This is a genomic window from Pseudomonas sp. Lb2C2, from assembly GCF_052112205.1.
GTDB lineage: Bacteria > Pseudomonadota > Gammaproteobacteria > Pseudomonadales > Pseudomonadaceae > Aquipseudomonas > Aquipseudomonas kilonensis.
Window position 1 is genome coordinate 239,663 of sequence record NZ_JAUTYW010000008.1, and the last position, 15,387, is coordinate 255,049.

General features: G+C 61.4%; 13 protein-coding genes. 3 read left to right on the forward strand and 10 right to left on the reverse strand.

All coding sequences use genetic code 11. The annotated features are described in order from the left end of the window. Positions 1–64 precede the first annotated feature (64 nt). Together Q7F16_RS24230 and Q7F16_RS24235 are read right to left on the reverse strand one after the other, a co-directional pair. Positions 65–853, reverse strand: a complete 789-nt coding sequence (locus Q7F16_RS24230; protein WP_046065717.1) for an SDR family NAD(P)-dependent oxidoreductase — start codon at positions 851–853, stop codon at positions 65–67. A gap of 77 nt (positions 854–930) precedes the next feature. Further along, positions 931–2,025 carry an alkene reductase gene (locus tag Q7F16_RS24235; RefSeq protein WP_046065718.1) on the reverse strand — a complete coding sequence of 365 codons (1,095 nt, stop codon included), beginning with the start codon at positions 2,023–2,025 and terminating at the stop codon, positions 931–933. 169 nt (positions 2,026–2,194) lie between these two features. Between Q7F16_RS24235 and Q7F16_RS24240 the strand changes: the two genes are divergently transcribed. Next, on the forward strand, positions 2,195–2,794 hold the full coding sequence (locus Q7F16_RS24240; protein ID WP_046065719.1) for a TetR/AcrR family transcriptional regulator: 600 nt from the start codon (positions 2,195–2,197) through the stop codon (positions 2,792–2,794). Between the two features lie 27 nt (positions 2,795–2,821). Here Q7F16_RS24240 and Q7F16_RS24245 read toward each other — a convergent pair whose 3' ends face one another. From Q7F16_RS24245 to Q7F16_RS24270, 6 genes are all read right to left on the reverse strand, one after another. Continuing rightward, a complete protein-coding gene (locus tag Q7F16_RS24245; protein WP_046065720.1) occupies positions 2,822–3,814 on the reverse strand; it encodes a LacI family DNA-binding transcriptional regulator in 993 nt (330 codons plus the stop codon). Between the two features lie 75 nt (positions 3,815–3,889). Beyond that, positions 3,890–5,392 (reverse strand): glycoside hydrolase family 32 protein, encoded by a 1,503-nt coding sequence (locus Q7F16_RS24250; protein ID WP_095962356.1) that lies wholly within the window; start codon positions 5,390–5,392, stop codon positions 3,890–3,892. After that, positions 5,389–6,534 (reverse strand): ABC transporter ATP-binding protein, encoded by a 1,146-nt coding sequence (locus tag Q7F16_RS24255; protein WP_046065722.1) that lies wholly within the window; start codon positions 6,532–6,534, stop codon positions 5,389–5,391. The genes Q7F16_RS24250 and Q7F16_RS24255 overlap by 4 nt, the downstream gene beginning before the upstream one ends. 31 nt (positions 6,535–6,565) lie before the next feature. Beyond that, positions 6,566–7,408 (reverse strand): carbohydrate ABC transporter permease, encoded by an 843-nt coding sequence (locus Q7F16_RS24260; RefSeq protein WP_018600596.1) that lies wholly within the window; start codon positions 7,406–7,408, stop codon positions 6,566–6,568. Beyond that, positions 7,405–8,370 carry a carbohydrate ABC transporter permease gene (locus Q7F16_RS24265; protein ID WP_046065723.1) on the reverse strand — a complete coding sequence of 322 codons (966 nt, stop codon included), beginning with the start codon at positions 8,368–8,370 and terminating at the stop codon, positions 7,405–7,407. Before Q7F16_RS24265 ends, Q7F16_RS24260 begins: the two co-directional genes overlap by 4 nt. Before the next feature lie 21 nt (positions 8,371–8,391). Continuing rightward, a complete protein-coding gene (locus Q7F16_RS24270) occupies positions 8,392–9,666 on the reverse strand; it encodes an ABC transporter substrate-binding protein (protein WP_046065724.1) in 1,275 nt (424 codons plus the stop codon). Positions 9,667–9,835: 169 nt separating this feature from the next. Between Q7F16_RS24270 and Q7F16_RS24275 the strand changes: the two genes are divergently transcribed. Continuing rightward, the gene (locus Q7F16_RS24275) at positions 9,836–11,392 is read left to right on the forward strand and encodes a carbohydrate porin (protein WP_409556620.1); all 1,557 of its coding nucleotides are present in this window, start codon (positions 9,836–9,838) and stop codon (positions 11,390–11,392) included. 201 nt (positions 11,393–11,593) lie between these two features. Beyond that, the gene (gene treA, locus Q7F16_RS24280; protein ID WP_409556621.1) at positions 11,594–13,222 is read left to right on the forward strand and encodes an alpha,alpha-trehalase TreA; all 1,629 of its coding nucleotides are present in this window, start codon (positions 11,594–11,596) and stop codon (positions 13,220–13,222) included. A 161-nt stretch (positions 13,223–13,383) separates the two neighbouring features. On the opposite strand, the gene Q7F16_RS24285 is transcribed toward treA, so the two are convergent. Then, positions 13,384–14,337 carry a sensor domain-containing diguanylate cyclase gene (locus tag Q7F16_RS24285; protein ID WP_409556622.1) on the reverse strand — a complete coding sequence of 318 codons (954 nt, stop codon included), beginning with the start codon at positions 14,335–14,337 and terminating at the stop codon, positions 13,384–13,386. A gap of 3 nt (positions 14,338–14,340) precedes the next feature. Continuing rightward, positions 14,341–15,351: a response regulator gene (locus Q7F16_RS24290; RefSeq protein WP_046065728.1), complete on the reverse strand. Its 1,011-nt coding sequence runs from the start codon at positions 15,349–15,351 to the stop codon at positions 14,341–14,343. Between the last annotated feature and the right edge of the window lie 36 nt (positions 15,352–15,387).

Below are 15,387 nucleotides of genomic sequence, written 5' to 3' on the forward strand. Positions count from 1 at the left end.
TCACCTGGCCAGGCATCCGGAAATACCGGCGCTGTCCTTCGCGCCGGCGCCCGCTAAACGATGATCACGCCGGGTCTTGATAGCGTTCGGCAACATGGGACTGCCGGATTTGTCCGAGCAGGCCTTGACGCGCGGCCTGCAAGGCATCCCAGCGTGCTTCTTCATGCAAGGGCGGGATGGTCACCGGCTCGCGACGATCAAAACCGACCAGCGCGGCATCGACCAGGTCACCGACTTCCATGATTTCATTCAGGGTGTTGATATCGATGCCGGCGCGTTCCCAGATCTCGGTACGGGTGGCCGCTGGCAGGACGGCTTGTACGTAGACGCCTTTCGGGGAGAGTTCCAGGCTGAGTCCCTGGGAGAGAAACAGCACGAACGCCTTGGTCGCGCCATAGACCGACATACCGAACTCCGGTGCCAGGCCAACGACGGAGCCAATATTGATAATCGCGCCGTCACCCGCTTTGACCAGGCGTGGGGCGATGGCGCTGGCCAACCGGACCAGCGCAGTGGTATTGAGCGACACCAGGTGTGCGACGCTGTCGGTCGATTGCTCGATGAAGGTCCCGGATTGGGCGGCGCCGGCGTTATTGACCAGGATGCCGATGTTGGCGTCATCGCGCAGCCGCGCTTCGACGGTTGTCAGGTCGCTGATCTGGGTCAGGTCGGCCTGGTGAATATCGACGGCAACGTTGTGTTCGCTGCGCAGCTTGGCGGCCAGAGCTTCCAGGCGCGCGCTGTCGCGGGCCACCAGGACGAGATCATGTCCACGTTGGGCAAAGCGCTGGGCATAGACAGCGCCAATGCCGGTGGAGGCGCCAGTGATGAGAACGGTTGTGCGAGTGTCCATGGGAAATTCTCTTCTTCAAGGTATTGATGAGCGAGTCGCGCGCTGTTGTTCAGGCGCGCAATCGGGTCTGGTTAGTGTTACTGCGCGCTGGATTCAGCGAGCGTTGGATAATCGATGTAGCCCGTCGCACCACCACCGTAGAGGGTAGCGGGATTGAATGCCGACAAAGGCGAACCGGTTCTGAGCCGCTCCACCAGGTCCGGATTGCCGATGAACGGCCGGCCGAAGGCGATCAGGTCAGCCTTGTCTTCGACGAGTCGTGAGGTAGCCAGGTCCAGGTCGTAGCCGTTGTTGGCGATGTAGGTGTTTTTGAAGCGCTGGCGCAAGACAGCAAAGTCGAAGGGCGCAACCTCGCGCGGCCCACCGGTCGCGCCTTCGACCACGTGCAGGTAAACGATGTCGAGGGCGTTGAGCTGTTCGACCAGGTAGTCGAACTGCGCCTGTGGTGCGCTGCTGGACACACCATTGGCCGGCGAGACCGGCGAGATGCGCAGGCCGGTGCGGTTGGCGCCGACTTCGTCCACCACTGCCGCGGTCACTTCCAGCAGCAGGCGCGCACGATTTTCAATCGACCCGCCGTAGGCATCGGTGCGCACGTTGGCGCCGTCCTTGATGAACTGGTCCAACAGGTAGCCGTTCGCGCCGTGGATCTCTACGCCATCAAATCCCGCGGCGATGGCGTTCGCCGCCGCCTGGCGAAAATCGTTGACGATCCCCGGCAACTCGCTGATGTCCAGCGCTCGCGGTTCGGAAACGTCCTCGAAACTGTTGTTGACGAATACCTTGGTCGCCGGACGCAGGGCGGAGGGGGCTACTGGCGCCGCGCCATTCGCTTGCAGGTCGACGTGGGAAACGCGGCCGACATGCCACAGTTGCAGGAAAATCCTCCCGCCTTTGGCATGCACGGCCTCGGTGACCGTGCGCCAGCCGTCGATCTGTGCCTGGGTGTAGATCCCGGGTGTGTCCTGATAGCCCTGTCCTTGCTGGGAAATCTGTGAAGCCTCGGAGATCAGCAGGCCTGCCGACGCTCTCTGGCTGTAGTAAGTGGCCGCGAACTCGCTCGGTACAAAACCTTGCCCCGCACGGTTACGTGTCAGCGGCGCCAGGACCACTCGGTTGGAAAGCGTGAGATCACCCAACGTGTAGGGCGTGAACAGGATCTGGTCGGTCATGGCGTCTTGTTTCCGTCGGTTTGGATAAAGGGAGCGCGTGCAGCCTGGCGAGGTGAGCACGGCTTTTCATTAGGATGATGATCGAAATCTAAACTGTCAACGAATTTGATTATGTTCGACATCTATGTATGATGTACGCATGATTTCGAGCAGCACGAGGGAGTGAAAAATGAGGGTGACCAAGGCCCAGGCCCAGGCAAATAGGGAGCACATCGTCGAGACGGCCTCTGTCTTGTTTCGCGAGCGAGGCTTTGACGGCGTGGGTGTGGCGGACTTGATGGCGGCCGCTGGCTTCACCCATGGCGGGTTCTACAAGCATTTCGGCTCCAAGGCCGACCTGATGGCCGAAGCGGCAGCTAGCAGCCTTGCGCAGTCGCTGACCGACAATGCGGGCATCGACGTGGCTGGTTTCGTCGATCTTTACGTGTCCAGGGATCACCGCGACGGCCGGGGTGGCGGTTGCACCATGGCGGCACTGTGTGGCGACGCTGCCCGTCAATCGCCCGAACTGAAGGCCACCTTTGCCAACGGCATCGAAAACACCCTGGCCGCGCTCGAAAGCCGGTACGACGCCGGGCAAGACGCGTCCCAGGAAGCACCGCAGGAAGCGATCAGGGCAAAAATGCTCGACATGTTGGCGCATGCCGTCGGGGCGATCATGTTGTCACGGGCCTGCCCGGACGATTCCGCACTGGCCGATGAAATCCTCGAGGTTTGCCGCGCCCGGATCATCGCGGCGCTGCCGCCGTCGTCCGCGAAACAGCCTTGAGGGCAGGGCGCCGGATGCCGCTTGGCGTTATAGCGACGCCCTGACCACCAACGGGCAATCCACCGGCTGGGCGCCCGATACCTCGAGGTTCTCGATCAGGTGCCGGGCCGCCTGGCGACCGATCTCGTAGTACGGCAGTTGTACGGTGGTCAGTGGCGGGATGAACAGTTCGGCGATGCCGATCATGTTGTCATAGCCGAGCACCGCGACATCGCTGGGAATTTTCAGGCCGCGCCCCAGCAACAGCTGATAGGCGCAAAAGGCAATGCGGTCGTTGCCGCAGACCAGGATGTCGAATTGCGGACGGCCGTCAACGATATGCCGGTCGAGAATGGCGGCGGTTTCACCATAGGCGTCGTGATCGGAAAGGTCGTATTGCAGGAGTGCTTCAGGTGCCAGCCCGACGGCCTGACAGGCGCGTTGCAAGCCTTGCTGGCGCAGGCCCCAGGCAAGACTCTTCCTCGGTAAATTGATACACAGCGGGCGTCGGTAGCCTTGGCTCAACGCATGCTGCATGGCTCGATGCTGCCCGGCTTCATCGTCCGGCACATAACTGACCAGGTGGCTGTCATCGGCCAGGCAATTGGCGAGCACCAGCGGTTTGCTCTTGAGTCGCTCGGGAATGCTCACCTGGCGCAATCCCATGGCACTGAAAATCAACCCGTCGGGGCGGTGCGACAGCATCAGGTCGATGTTCTGGTCGGTGGGCGGGTTGCTCAACAGGTTGAGGATGAAGACGTTCCAGCCTGCCTGCTGCGCGGTCTGTTCGATGGACAGCAGCAACTCGACGGCGAACGGTGTGGTCGCGGTATCCAGTGCGAACACACCGATGGTGCGCGCCTGCAGGTTGTCGCCGCGCATCCTGCGCGCCGACAGGCTCGGTACGAATTGCAGTTCCTCAATGGCGCGACGTACCCGCTGAAGGGTTTCGGGGCTCAGTTTTTCCGGCGTGTTGAGCGCGCGCGAAACCGTCATCAGGGATACGCCGGCCAGCTGTGCAACGTCTTTCACTGAAGTCATGCGAAGTGCGGCCAGTCAGGTTGACGCAGAATCATGACACAGGCCTTGGGCTTCTCGCGACTCGAATGACGGTACTCACAGCCAGCCCGAGTCCAGCGGCCACGCCTTGGGAATGGCGACGCGCCCGCCAGTGCCGTTTGCCAACAGTTTCACCCCGAGGCTGTCGGGCCGCGGATAGAGGCGGCTGCTGAAGCTGAAGCGGCCGTTTTCCTCGAACACCTCGATGGACGAGCGATCGAGAAACACCCGCAGGTGCAGTTGTGTTTGCGTCGGCTCGATCGACACGCTGCGCTGACCGCTCACTTGCGCACCCGAGCGGCTGCGATCGAGTACCAGGCGTTGCAGTGACGCGTCGTAATAGAGCAGGGTTTGCTCCTGCTCATCGGCACTGCAGCGCAAGGCAATGCCCAGGTGGCCTTCGGTGCAGCCGAGCAGATCCAGATGCACATGGATTTCCAGCCTGTCGCCCCGCACCTGCGGCACCCAGCGGCTGCCCGACTCGCCCCACGGCGCGATGCTCGGCAGCGGCGCCTGGCGCAGCGCCGTCAGTTCCCGTGCCGGAAACACGCCAAGGCGATCGCCCTGCAGTTCAAGCTCGCGGGGCAAGCCGAGCATGCCGCACCAGTGATGGGCCTGGCTCGGCATCGGGCTTTCCCACATGTCCAGCCAGGCCCATACCAGGCGCCGACCATCGGCGGCCTCCAACGTTTGCGCGGCATAAAAATCGTGACCGTTATCCAGTTCGATGAACGGCCCGCCGGTGAAGTGCCATTCGTTGTCGAGCCGGCCAATGCGATAACCGGTCTGGTACTTGTTGAGCCGTTCGTAACCTTCGGGTTGCATGCCCTGAGGGGAGTACAGCAGCACGTCACGCCCGTTGAGGCGAAACAGGTCCGGGCATTCCCACATATAGCCATCGCCCTCATTACCGCTGGACACGTAGTCGAGGAACTCCCAGGTGTGCAGGTCGGTGGAGCGGTACAGCGGCAGCAACGGTTTGTCGCCCAGGCGCGCGCCGGCAATCAGGTACCAATAGCCGTCCTCCTGCCAGACCTTGGGGTCGCGAAAGTGCATGATCGTTTCTTGCGGCGCGTCCTCGATGACGGCGCCATGCTTGACGAACCGGATGCCGTCGTCACTGGTGGCCAGGCACTGGACCTGGCGGATAGAGCGTTCGTCACCCACTTCTCCCAGCCAGGTGTGCCCGGTGTAGATCAGCGCCAGGGTGTCGCCACACACCACTGCGCTACCGGAAAAACAGCCGTGGCGGTCGAAGTCATCGCCTGGCGCCAGGGCAAGGGGCAGATGCTGCCAATGGACCAGGTCGGCGCTCTTGGCGTGGCCCCAATACATGGGCCCCCATTTGGCATCGAAAGGGTGGTGTTGGTAGAACACGTGATATTCACCACGGAAAAACACCACCCCGTTAGGGTCGTTCATCCAGCCCGCGACAGGCGCCAGATGATAGTCCGGTCGATAATCGTCGATGAGTCGAGACTGACCTTCACTCAGCGCCTGCTGCGCATGTTCAAGGGGGGAGGGCATGGGTGCGTTCATGGCATTCACAGACACAGTCATAGGGCGCCTGCTTTTGGCGAGCGCTGCGGGACGTTCTCCGGGAGGACCTCAATAACAGCAGGATGGCGTCTCAAGGCCGTGCCATCTGCGTCGAACAGATGCACGCTGCCGAACGCCAGTTGCAGTTCAACCCGATCGCCCACTCGCCATCCGGCGTTGACCTCACAGCGACAGATCAAGGGTTCATCCTCGCCTGATTCCAGGTGCACGTAGGTTTCGCTGCCCAGGTATTCGACCCCGACCACGACGACCCCAGCGCTGCCTTGCGCCGCTTTGAGCGACACGTGTTCCGGGCGAATCCCCAAGGTCAGCGGACTGTTCGCGGCCAGGTGGGCGCTGTCGAAGGGAAGGGGCGTCATGCCCAATAAAGGGCTGTCGATCAGGCTGGTTTCGCCTGGGGTATGCAGGCGCGCCGGCAGAAAGTTCATCTTGGGCGAGCCGAGGAAGCCTGCGACAAAGCGGCTGGCCGGGTGCTCGTAGAGTTCGCGCGGCGAGCCGACCTGCTCGATGCGACCGCCATTGAGCACGACAATCTTGTCGGCCAGGGTCATCGCTTCAACCTGGTCGTGGGTCACGTAGATCATGGTCGAGCCCAGGCGTCCATGCAGCCGGGCGATTTCGTTGCGCATCTGCACGCGAAGGGAGGCGTCGAGGTTGGACAGCGGCTCGTCGAACAACAGGATGTCCGGTTCCCGCGCCATGGCCCGGCCCATGGCCACCCGCTGGCGCTGTCCCCCCGACAGTTCCCGTGGCTTGCGTTGCAGTAGCTTGTCCAACTGCAGGATCTGCGCGGTTTTCAGCACTCGCTCGCGCAGGCTGGTCTTTTCGGTCTTGGCCAGTTTGAGGCCAAAGCTGATGTTGTCGTAGACACTCATGTGCGGGTACAGCGCATAGGACTGGAACACCATGCCGACGCCACGCTCGCGCGGCTCCAGGTCATTGACCCGGCGTCCGTCGATCAGCAGGTCGCCGTCACAGATCGAATCCAGTCCGGCGATCAGCCGCAGCAAGGTCGACTTTCCGCAGCCCGAAGGGCCGACGAAAACCACGAATTCACCCGCCGAGATTTCCAGGCTGACGTCGCGAAGAATGCGTGCGCCGCCCAATTGTTTGTTCACGTTATCCAGCTTCAACTTGATCACGATGCTGTTCCTTTCTTATCTGTGTTGGGCCTCAACCCTTTAACGCGCCGGCAGTGAGGCCGGAAACGATGCGGCGCTGGAAGACCAGCACCAGAATCACCAATGGAACCGTGACCAGCACCGACGCCGCCATCAACAAGCCCCAGGGCAATTCATGGGGGCTGCCGCCGGAAATCAGCGCGATGGCGACCGGCACCGTGCGTTGCGAGTCGGTCAGGGTGAAGGTCAGGGCAAACAGGAACTCGTTCCAGGCGGCGATGAAGGCCAAAAGCCCCGTGGTGACCAGTGCCGGCCAGAGCAGCGGCAACAGCACGCGGGTCAGCGTGACCCAGGGTGACGCACCATCCATGATGGCGGCCTCTTCCAGCTCATGAGGCAGTTGCCCCATGAAGGTGGTCAGTACCCAGACGGTGAAGGGCAGGGTGAAAATCGTGTAGCTCAGGATCAACGCCCAGGACGTGTTGTACAGGCCCAAGGCACGGATCACTTCGAACAATCCCGACAGCACTGCGACTTGTGGAAACATCGATACGCCCAGGACCATCATCAACACCACGCCGCGTCCGCGAAACTTCACCCGGCCCAGGGCATAGGCTGCGGTCAGGCTGAGGAACAACGCCAGCGCGACCACGCTCAGCGCAACCACCAGCGAGTTGCCGATGGCCCGCAGGAACGAGGCCTGGCTCAGCACGGCGGCATAGTTGGAGAAGTCGGGGTTGTCGATCCAGTAGCTCACCTGGAACAAGGCACTGGACGGCTTCAGCGACGTCACGATGGCGTAGTAGAACGGGAAGACCGCGTACAGCAGCAAGATCCCGATCAGGCACCAGAATCCGGCGCGCAGCAGGGTTTTTTTCAGCAGGCGCGGGCTCATGAGCGGACCTCCAGTTGACGGCGGCCGAGGTACAGGTACGCCATGGCGATTACTGCCACGACCAGGAACAGCAAGGTCGAAGCGGCGCTGCCGTAACCGACGTCCTGGAATTCCACCAGGTGCTGGCGGGCATAGACCGACATGCTCATGGTGCTCGATGAGTTCGAGGTCAACACATAGATGACGTCGAACACCCGCAAGGAATCGAGGATGCGAAAGATCGCCGCCACCAGCAAGGCCGGCATCAGCAGCGGCAGGGTGACCCACCAGAACACTTTCACCGGGTGAATGCCATCGACCCTGGCGGCTTCGTAGCAGTCGCTGGGCAACATCTGCAAGGCCGCCAGCATCAGCAGCGTGACGAAGGGCACGGTCTTCCAGACGTCGACGATGATCACTGCCCACATCGACAGGTCCGCGTCGGCTGTCCAGGCCAGGGGCGCATCGATCAGGCCGAGGCCGAGCATCAGGTGATTGATGATGCCGAACTGGTCGTTGAGCATCCATGACCAGATTTTCGCCGAGACGATGGTCGGGATCGCCCAGGGGATCAGGATCAACGCCCGCACCAACGCGCGTCCGGTGAACTTGACGTTCAGCAGCAACGCCACCAGCAGCCCCAGTACGATTTCCAATCCCACTGACACCACGGTGAAATGCAAGGTGTTGCGCACCGCGTTCCACCACTGTGGATCGACCAGGATGCCCGACCAGCCAGCACTGCTGTGAAACAGATAATTGCTCAAGCCGACAAAGCTTGCATCGCCCGTGTCGGCCAGGCTGGCGTCGGTCAGGCTGAACCAGAATGTGCGCAGCAGCGGCCAGGCCGCCACCAGGGCCAGGCACAGCAACATCGGGCTCAGGAACAGCCAGGCGGCGCGAACGCGACGGCGTTGTACCGGCGTTTCCCGAGTGAGCAGGTGCTCGTCGTCGCCGGGGGCGAGTGTAGTGGAGACAGACATGGTGATTTCCTTCCTTGTGGCTTACCAGTTCCGGCGTTTGATGCGCGTGAGTTCGCTTTCCAGTTCGGCCAGCGCCTGATCGACCGGCCGTTCGCCCGCCAGCACACCGTGCACTTGATCGAAGAACGCGTTGGAGACCCGTGGATAGCGGTCGGCGGTGATTGAAGCGGGGCGCATGACCCCGTCGTTGAGGATGCTGCGCAGTTGACTGTAGTAAGGCATGGCCGCGAGCAACTCGGGATCCTGGTACAGCGACTCGATCACCGGGTTGTAGGCGCCAACCAAGGCGCGGTGTTTCTGCTGTTGGGCGCTGCTCAGGTAGCTCACCAGCTCTGCGGCGAGCTTGGGGTTGGCGCTGTAGCGCGACACCGCCAGGCCCCAGCCGCCGAGGGTGGACGCATGGGTGCCCGTCTCGCCGCCACGGGGCAGGGGCGCGACGCCGACCTTGTCCTTCACGACGCTGTCCTGGCTTTGCACCAGGGCCCAGACATAAGGCCAGTTACGCATGAACAGCGCATTGCCCGACTGGAAGACGCCGCGTCCTTCTTCCTCGGTGTAATTGAGCACGCCACGCGGGGCGATGTCTCCCACCCAGCTTTTGGCCAGGGTCAACGCCGCCCTTGAGGCCTGGCTGTTGACCACGATGTCGCCTTGCGCGTTGACCAGCCCGCCTTGCGGCTGGCTGCTGATCCACTCCAGTGCGTTACACGTCAGGCCTTCGTAGGCGCGCCCTTGGAATACATAGCCCCAGGCATTGGCGTTCCCAGCATCACGCTCGGCTTGCTGGACAGTCTTGGCGGTAGCCGTCATTTCTTCCCAGGTCTGGGGCACGGGCTTGTTGTACTTCTCGAGCAAGTCCTTGCGGTAATACAGCAGCCCCGAGTCGGTGAACCACGGCATGGTCACCAGGCGCCCGTTCACCGTGGCGTTGTCCACCTGGGCCTGGAAGTAACCTTGGGTAGCGTTGGCAGGAAGCACCTCGCGCAGGTCCATCAAGTGTTTGGCAAGCATTCCCGGCCACACCATGTCGATCTGGATGATGTCGATGTCGCTGGATTGCGCACTGAGGATCTGTTGGTAGAACGACAACCGCTCGGTCGCCGAGTTAGGCGTGGAAACCACTTCGACGCTGTTGCCGGTCTGCTTCGACCACGCCTCGACGGCCTCCTTGCACAGTTGCAATTCAGCACCCACGGCACCGCAGGAAATCGTCAGGCTGGCGGCTGTGGAGAGGGATGGAAACCCGACGCACAGGCCGAGCAGTGCCGCTGGAAGGATCGATTTGAGCTGTTTCATAAAGCCCTCTTTATTTTTGTTTTTAGAAAAGTTAACGTTAACATCGCCAAATGTAGCAGTGTATTTGCGATGAGGCATCCTTTTTTTCCTTGGGTTTGACAATTCAGAACCTGGGCAAAAAGGCCGGTCGCGGCAACAGAACAATAAAAACAAAACAGGGAAAAACCACATGCAGAAAGCATCAAGCTGGCTACTCGTAGGTGTGCTCGGCGCCTCGGCGACCACTTCTCAGGCCGCGACTCTGGAAGAGCGCATGGCCGCGTTCGAGGCCCGTGCCAGTGCAGCGGAAAAGCGTGCCGCCGCCGCCGAACAGCAAACCCAGGCACTCGCCAGGGAATTGCAGCAACTCAAACTCGCCACGCCCGCCGTGCAACCGGTGGCGTCCGCCGCTACGGTCCCCACGCTCGACGCTCGCCTGGCCAAACTCGAAGCCAGCCAGCAAAGCACAGAGAAGCAGGGCAGTGGTGCGCACCTTACCGACGGTTTCAGCTTCAAGGGCTACGCCCGCTCCGGGTTGCTGATCAATGATGGGTTGGGCGGTGGTCGTGGCGGTCCGTACACCACTCCGGCCGGTTCTGTCGGTGGCGCTGTCGGGCGACTCGGTAACGAGGACGATACCTACATGCGTATCGACCTGTCGAAAGAGCAATACGCGCAGAACGGCACCCGCTCCAAGTTCACGGTGTCCATCGCCGATGGTGTGGAGAGCTCCAACGACTGGACCGCCGATGAAAGCAACCTGAACGTGCGCCAGGTGTTTACCGAACTCGATCACCTCGCGGCATTCAAGGGCAACTCGATGTTCGAAAATTCCACCCTGTGGGCTGGCAAGCGCTTCGACAGGGACAATTTCGACATCCACTGGCTCGACTCCGACGTTGTCTATCTGGCCGGTACCGGTGGCGGTATCTACGATATACAGATGAACAAGAACTGGCGCTCGAACTACTCATTGATCGGTCGCAACTACGGGGATTTCAGTGAGGGCGGCGTCAATGCCGATGTGGAAAGCTACATCCTGACGTCCAACCAGTTTTTCGACGGTGGGCAGTGGCAGTGGATGTTCAACGCCATCGGCTCGAAGAAAAACGACTTTGCTACCCGCACCAATGAAGCGGGGCTGACGCCGGCCGATTCCGGCTTACACAGCATGGTCGCCAATCATCAGAAAAACTTTTTCGGCCGCGAAGGCTTCTTCAAGACGGCGCTGCTCTATGGCCAGGGATTGGGGGCGGAGGTCAAGAACGTCGGTGCCGATGGCGAATTGATCGACGATGCCCGTGCCCTGCGTCTGGCGCTCTACGGCGAGACGCCTATAGCGTCCGACTGGCGCATCGGCCCGAGCCTGCTGGCCGAGCAAAGCAAGGACCGCTACGTCAAGGGTGACGACTACCGTTGGATGACCCTCAACGTGCGGTTGGCCAACGAAATCAACAGCAATTTCGAGATGGCCTACGAGATGAGCTGGCAAACCATGCAGCTCGACCCCAAGGGCTACCTGCAACGCAATGCGGTCGACGGCAACTTCTGGAAGTTCACGGTCGCCCCGACCTTCAAGCCCGACCTGGGCGATCTGCTCACGCGTCCTGAGCTGCGCCTGTTCGCCAGTGTCATGAACTGGTCGTCGGACCTGGACCGGTACAGCACCACCGACTCCTTCGGCAAGACTGACTTCAACGCCGGTGGTACCTGGCAGTACGGCATCCAGATGGAAACCTGGTTCTGATGCCAGCCAGCTGAAGACCTGTGGGAGCGAGCTTGCTCGCGATAGCGGTGGATCAGCCTGGGCAGGTGTTGGATGTACCGCCGTCATCGCGAGCGAGCTCGCTCCCACTGGAACTGGGGCTATCGGAGCGCATTTAATGAACCCGGGCCCGCCCCGTCATGTCACTCGTTTGTCAGGAACGAAAACAGGACGGACCCTCTGATGCGACCCATTGACCTCGCCAGCCTTTCCTTTGCCGCGCTGCTGTGCGTGGCGTGTTCAAGCCAGCCTCCCGCGACATGGAGCTACGCAGACGCCCAAGGACGGGCCAATCTTCCCCCCGACCAAGCCTACCCCGAGCTTTTTGAAGCGGTGCAGCGCGGGCAGGTGTTCACTGACCAGAAGCATTTCGTGGACGCACTGCCCAACCGCGATCCAGTGCAGATCCGCGCCGATTACCTGGCCCGACGTAACAGCGATGGCTTCGATATCAAGGTCTTCGTGAAAGACAATTTCATCGAATCCGGCGAAGCCGAAAGCCCGGCTCCCAAGCCCGGCGCTGCGATCGAGGCACACATCGACAGCCTCTGGCCGGTATTGAGTCGATCCTACAGCCAGGTGCCGGCCTACAGCAGTTTGTTGCCCCTGCCGCAGCCCTATGTGGTGCCCGGCGGACGCTTTCGCGAGATGTATTACTGGGATTCGTATTTCACCATGCTGGGGCTTGAGCAGAGCGGTAATAAGGCCCAGGTCCGGCAGATGACCGACAACTTTGCCTACATGATCGACACCTACGGCCACATTCCCAACGGCAATCGCACCTACTACCTGAGCCGGTCGCAGCCGCCATTCTTTGCTTACATGGTGGAGTTGCAGGCGCGTATCGAGGGCGACCAGGCTTATGGACGGTACCTGCCACAATTGCAGAAGGAATATGCCTATTGGATGGAGGGCGCCCAGGCACTCAAGCCCGGCGCGGCTGAGCGGCACGTGGTCAAGCTCGCCGATGGCAGTGTGCTCAACCGCTATTGGGATGCCAGCCCGACGCCTCGACAGGAATCCTGGCTGCAAGATGTCAGCACCGCCGAGCAGGCGCCGGACCGGCCCAGGGAGGAGGTCTGGCGTGACCTGCGCGCTGGCGCCGAAAGTGGCTGGGACTTCAGCTCGCGCTGGTTGGACGATGGCCAGAACCTGGCGAGCATTCGCACCACGGCCATCGTGCCCGTGGATCTGAATAGCCTGATCTATCATCTGGAAAACACCATCGCCAAAGCCTGCGAGACGGTGCAGAACAGCCCCTGCGTGCAGGCTTACGGCCGACGCGCCGAACTGCGCCAGCGTGCCATCGAGAAGCACTTGTGGAATGCCGACAAAGGCTTCTACGTGGACTACGACTGGCAACGCAACCAGCCCCGCCAGCAGCTCACGGCCGCGACGCTTTTCCCGCTGTATACGGGGCTGGCGTCTGTCGAGCATGCCAATCGCACCGCCGATGCGGTACGTGACGGCCTGTTGCGCCCCGGCGGCATCGCCACCACCCAGGTCAGCAATGGCCAGCAGTGGGACGAGCCCAATGGCTGGGCACCGTTGCAATGGGTCGCGGTGGAGGGGCTGGACCGATACCAGCAAACCGCCCTGGCGCGGCAAATTGGCAGCCGCTTCTTGCAGCAAGTCGAGAACCTCTACCGCAAGGAAAACAAGCTGGTGGAGAAATACGATCTATCTGGCCGCGGCGACGGCGGGGGAGGCGGCGAATATGAATTGCAGGACGGCTTCGGCTGGACAAACGGGGTGACGCTAAAGCTGCTGGGTAAATATGGCGCGACTCCCCCAACCCTAGTGGGTAAGTGAATGCCGTACACATCCCTGTGGGAGCGAGCTTGCTCGCGATGACGGCGTGCCAGCCACCCTCAATGTTGCTGAACCACCGCTATCGAGAGCAAGCTCGCTCCCACAGGGGGATGTGTGGTGTGGTCAAGTCGCATCATCACCTTAGTAGGAAGGTGGGCTCGCTATTCATGCACCGTCACCCGATTGCGCCCGGTCTTCTTGGACGTATACAGCGCCTGGTCCGCCCTGGCGATCAGGTCGGCATGGTCGTTCGAGGGCTGGCTCAGGTCGGCCACGCCCAGGCTGATGGTGAAACAGATGGTTTGGTCGTTGAACTCCACTTCCAGCGCTTCGACGGCGTTGCGCAGGCGCTCGGCGAAAATCAGTGCGCCGGCCTTGTCGGTGTCCGAAAGCACCACGCCGAACTCTTCACCGCCATAACGTCCGGCCACGTCGGACTCGCGCACATGCTCGCGCAGCAGCCTGGCAACCTGCTCGATGACCCTGTCGCCGGCCTGGTGACCGTAGGTGTCGTTGACCCGCTTGAAGTGATCGATATCGAGCATCACCAGGCTCAACGCATTGCCGTAGCGCTGGTGTCGGGCGTAGGCGGCTTTCAGGTCGCTTTCCCAATGCCCGCGGTTGTACAACCCCGTCAGTCGATCGGTGCTGGAGAGTTGTTGCAGTTGGGCGTTGGCGGCCTGAAGCTGATGCCGGTTGGTGGCGACGTCGGTGACGTCATAGATCACCAGGCAGATGTGCTTGATGGTGTTGTCGGGCGAGCGCAGCGGCAGCAGCGTGGTGTTCTGGTACATGAACTCTTCCTGGCCGGTGATCGGCTGGTAGCTCTTGAACCGGATCAGGTACGGGCGCTGCTCCCAGACTGTGAAGGCAGGCGTGCCCAGGGTCGCGACGCTTTCCACCTTGCGACTGAACCATTGGCGATCGATTTCAGGGAACAGAGTGAAAAAATGCTGATTGTGGGCGTCCTTGGGCTGCACCCCGGAGCGATTCTCCATGAAGGTGTTCCAGACCTGCACGCGGTACTCGCGGTCGAGCACCACGACACCGACGTCGATGCTCTGAACGATGGCCAGCAACCAGTGAAACTCGTTCAGATCGATGGAATCGTTCATGGCTCAGTTCATCAGGTAGGCGAGTTTGTGGGTCAACCGTTCGATGGAGTCTTCCGTGAACAGCAGCAACAGGTCGAAGCGAATATCATGCCCTTCCAGGCTGTAGCTGATTTCCACCGCGAGGGTCTTTTTCCAGTGCTTGCGGTTGACCCGGATCAGTTCCTCAATGGCCGCGTGCTGGCCGAGAATCTGCGGGTGGCCCTGGGAAAACACCACATCGATCTGTTCGGCAATACTGCTGAGGCACGCGCCGATCAAGACACTGGAAAGGTCCAGCAACATTTCCAGGTCCGAATAATCGGCACTCTCGCGCTGCATCAGTTGCGCGATGTCGGCGATCTCCGAGTCGTGGAATATCAGCAGGGCTTCGCCGGCGATGCCGCTGCCGATAAAACCCTGGCAGATGGCCGTGAGTTGCTCGGAGCTGCCAACGTCGTTCAACGCCATATGCAGCTCGCCGACCTCGAGGATGTTCACGTTTGGCACCGGCAACTGTACAAAGACCCCCAATACCTTGGCGATCAGGGCCGCTGCCCGGCCGATGGCAACGTTGACGGTCTCGCGGAACACATCGTGAAAACTGATGGCCGCGTTCGCGACCGAGCGATTCTGCAGCGGCACCTGGCCGGGTTGCGTCAGTAACCCCACCCGGGTGAGGGTCTGGCGCAGTTCGTTTTCGTCGAACGGTTTTTTCAGGAACGCCAGCGCGCCCAGCTCAAGCACGCGACGCACCGCCTCGTCCTGGACGTCACCGGAAATCACGATGACCTGCGCCTTCAACCCCTCGGCGCGCAAGGCGCTCAACACCTGGTAGCCATCCATCTCCGGCATGGTCAGGTCGAGCAGCACCACGTGTCCCAGGCCCTGGCGTATGGCGTCCATCGCCTGGCGCCCGTTGACAGCCTCGGTGACCGAAACCGGCCAGTCTGTCGGCAGCGCGCGCAACACCTGTTTGCGCGCCATGTTGGAGTCGTCACACACAACCAGGGGAATCAACGACACAGGGACGTCCATCGACGTTCAATGGCAGGGAAGGTCCTACGTACATCA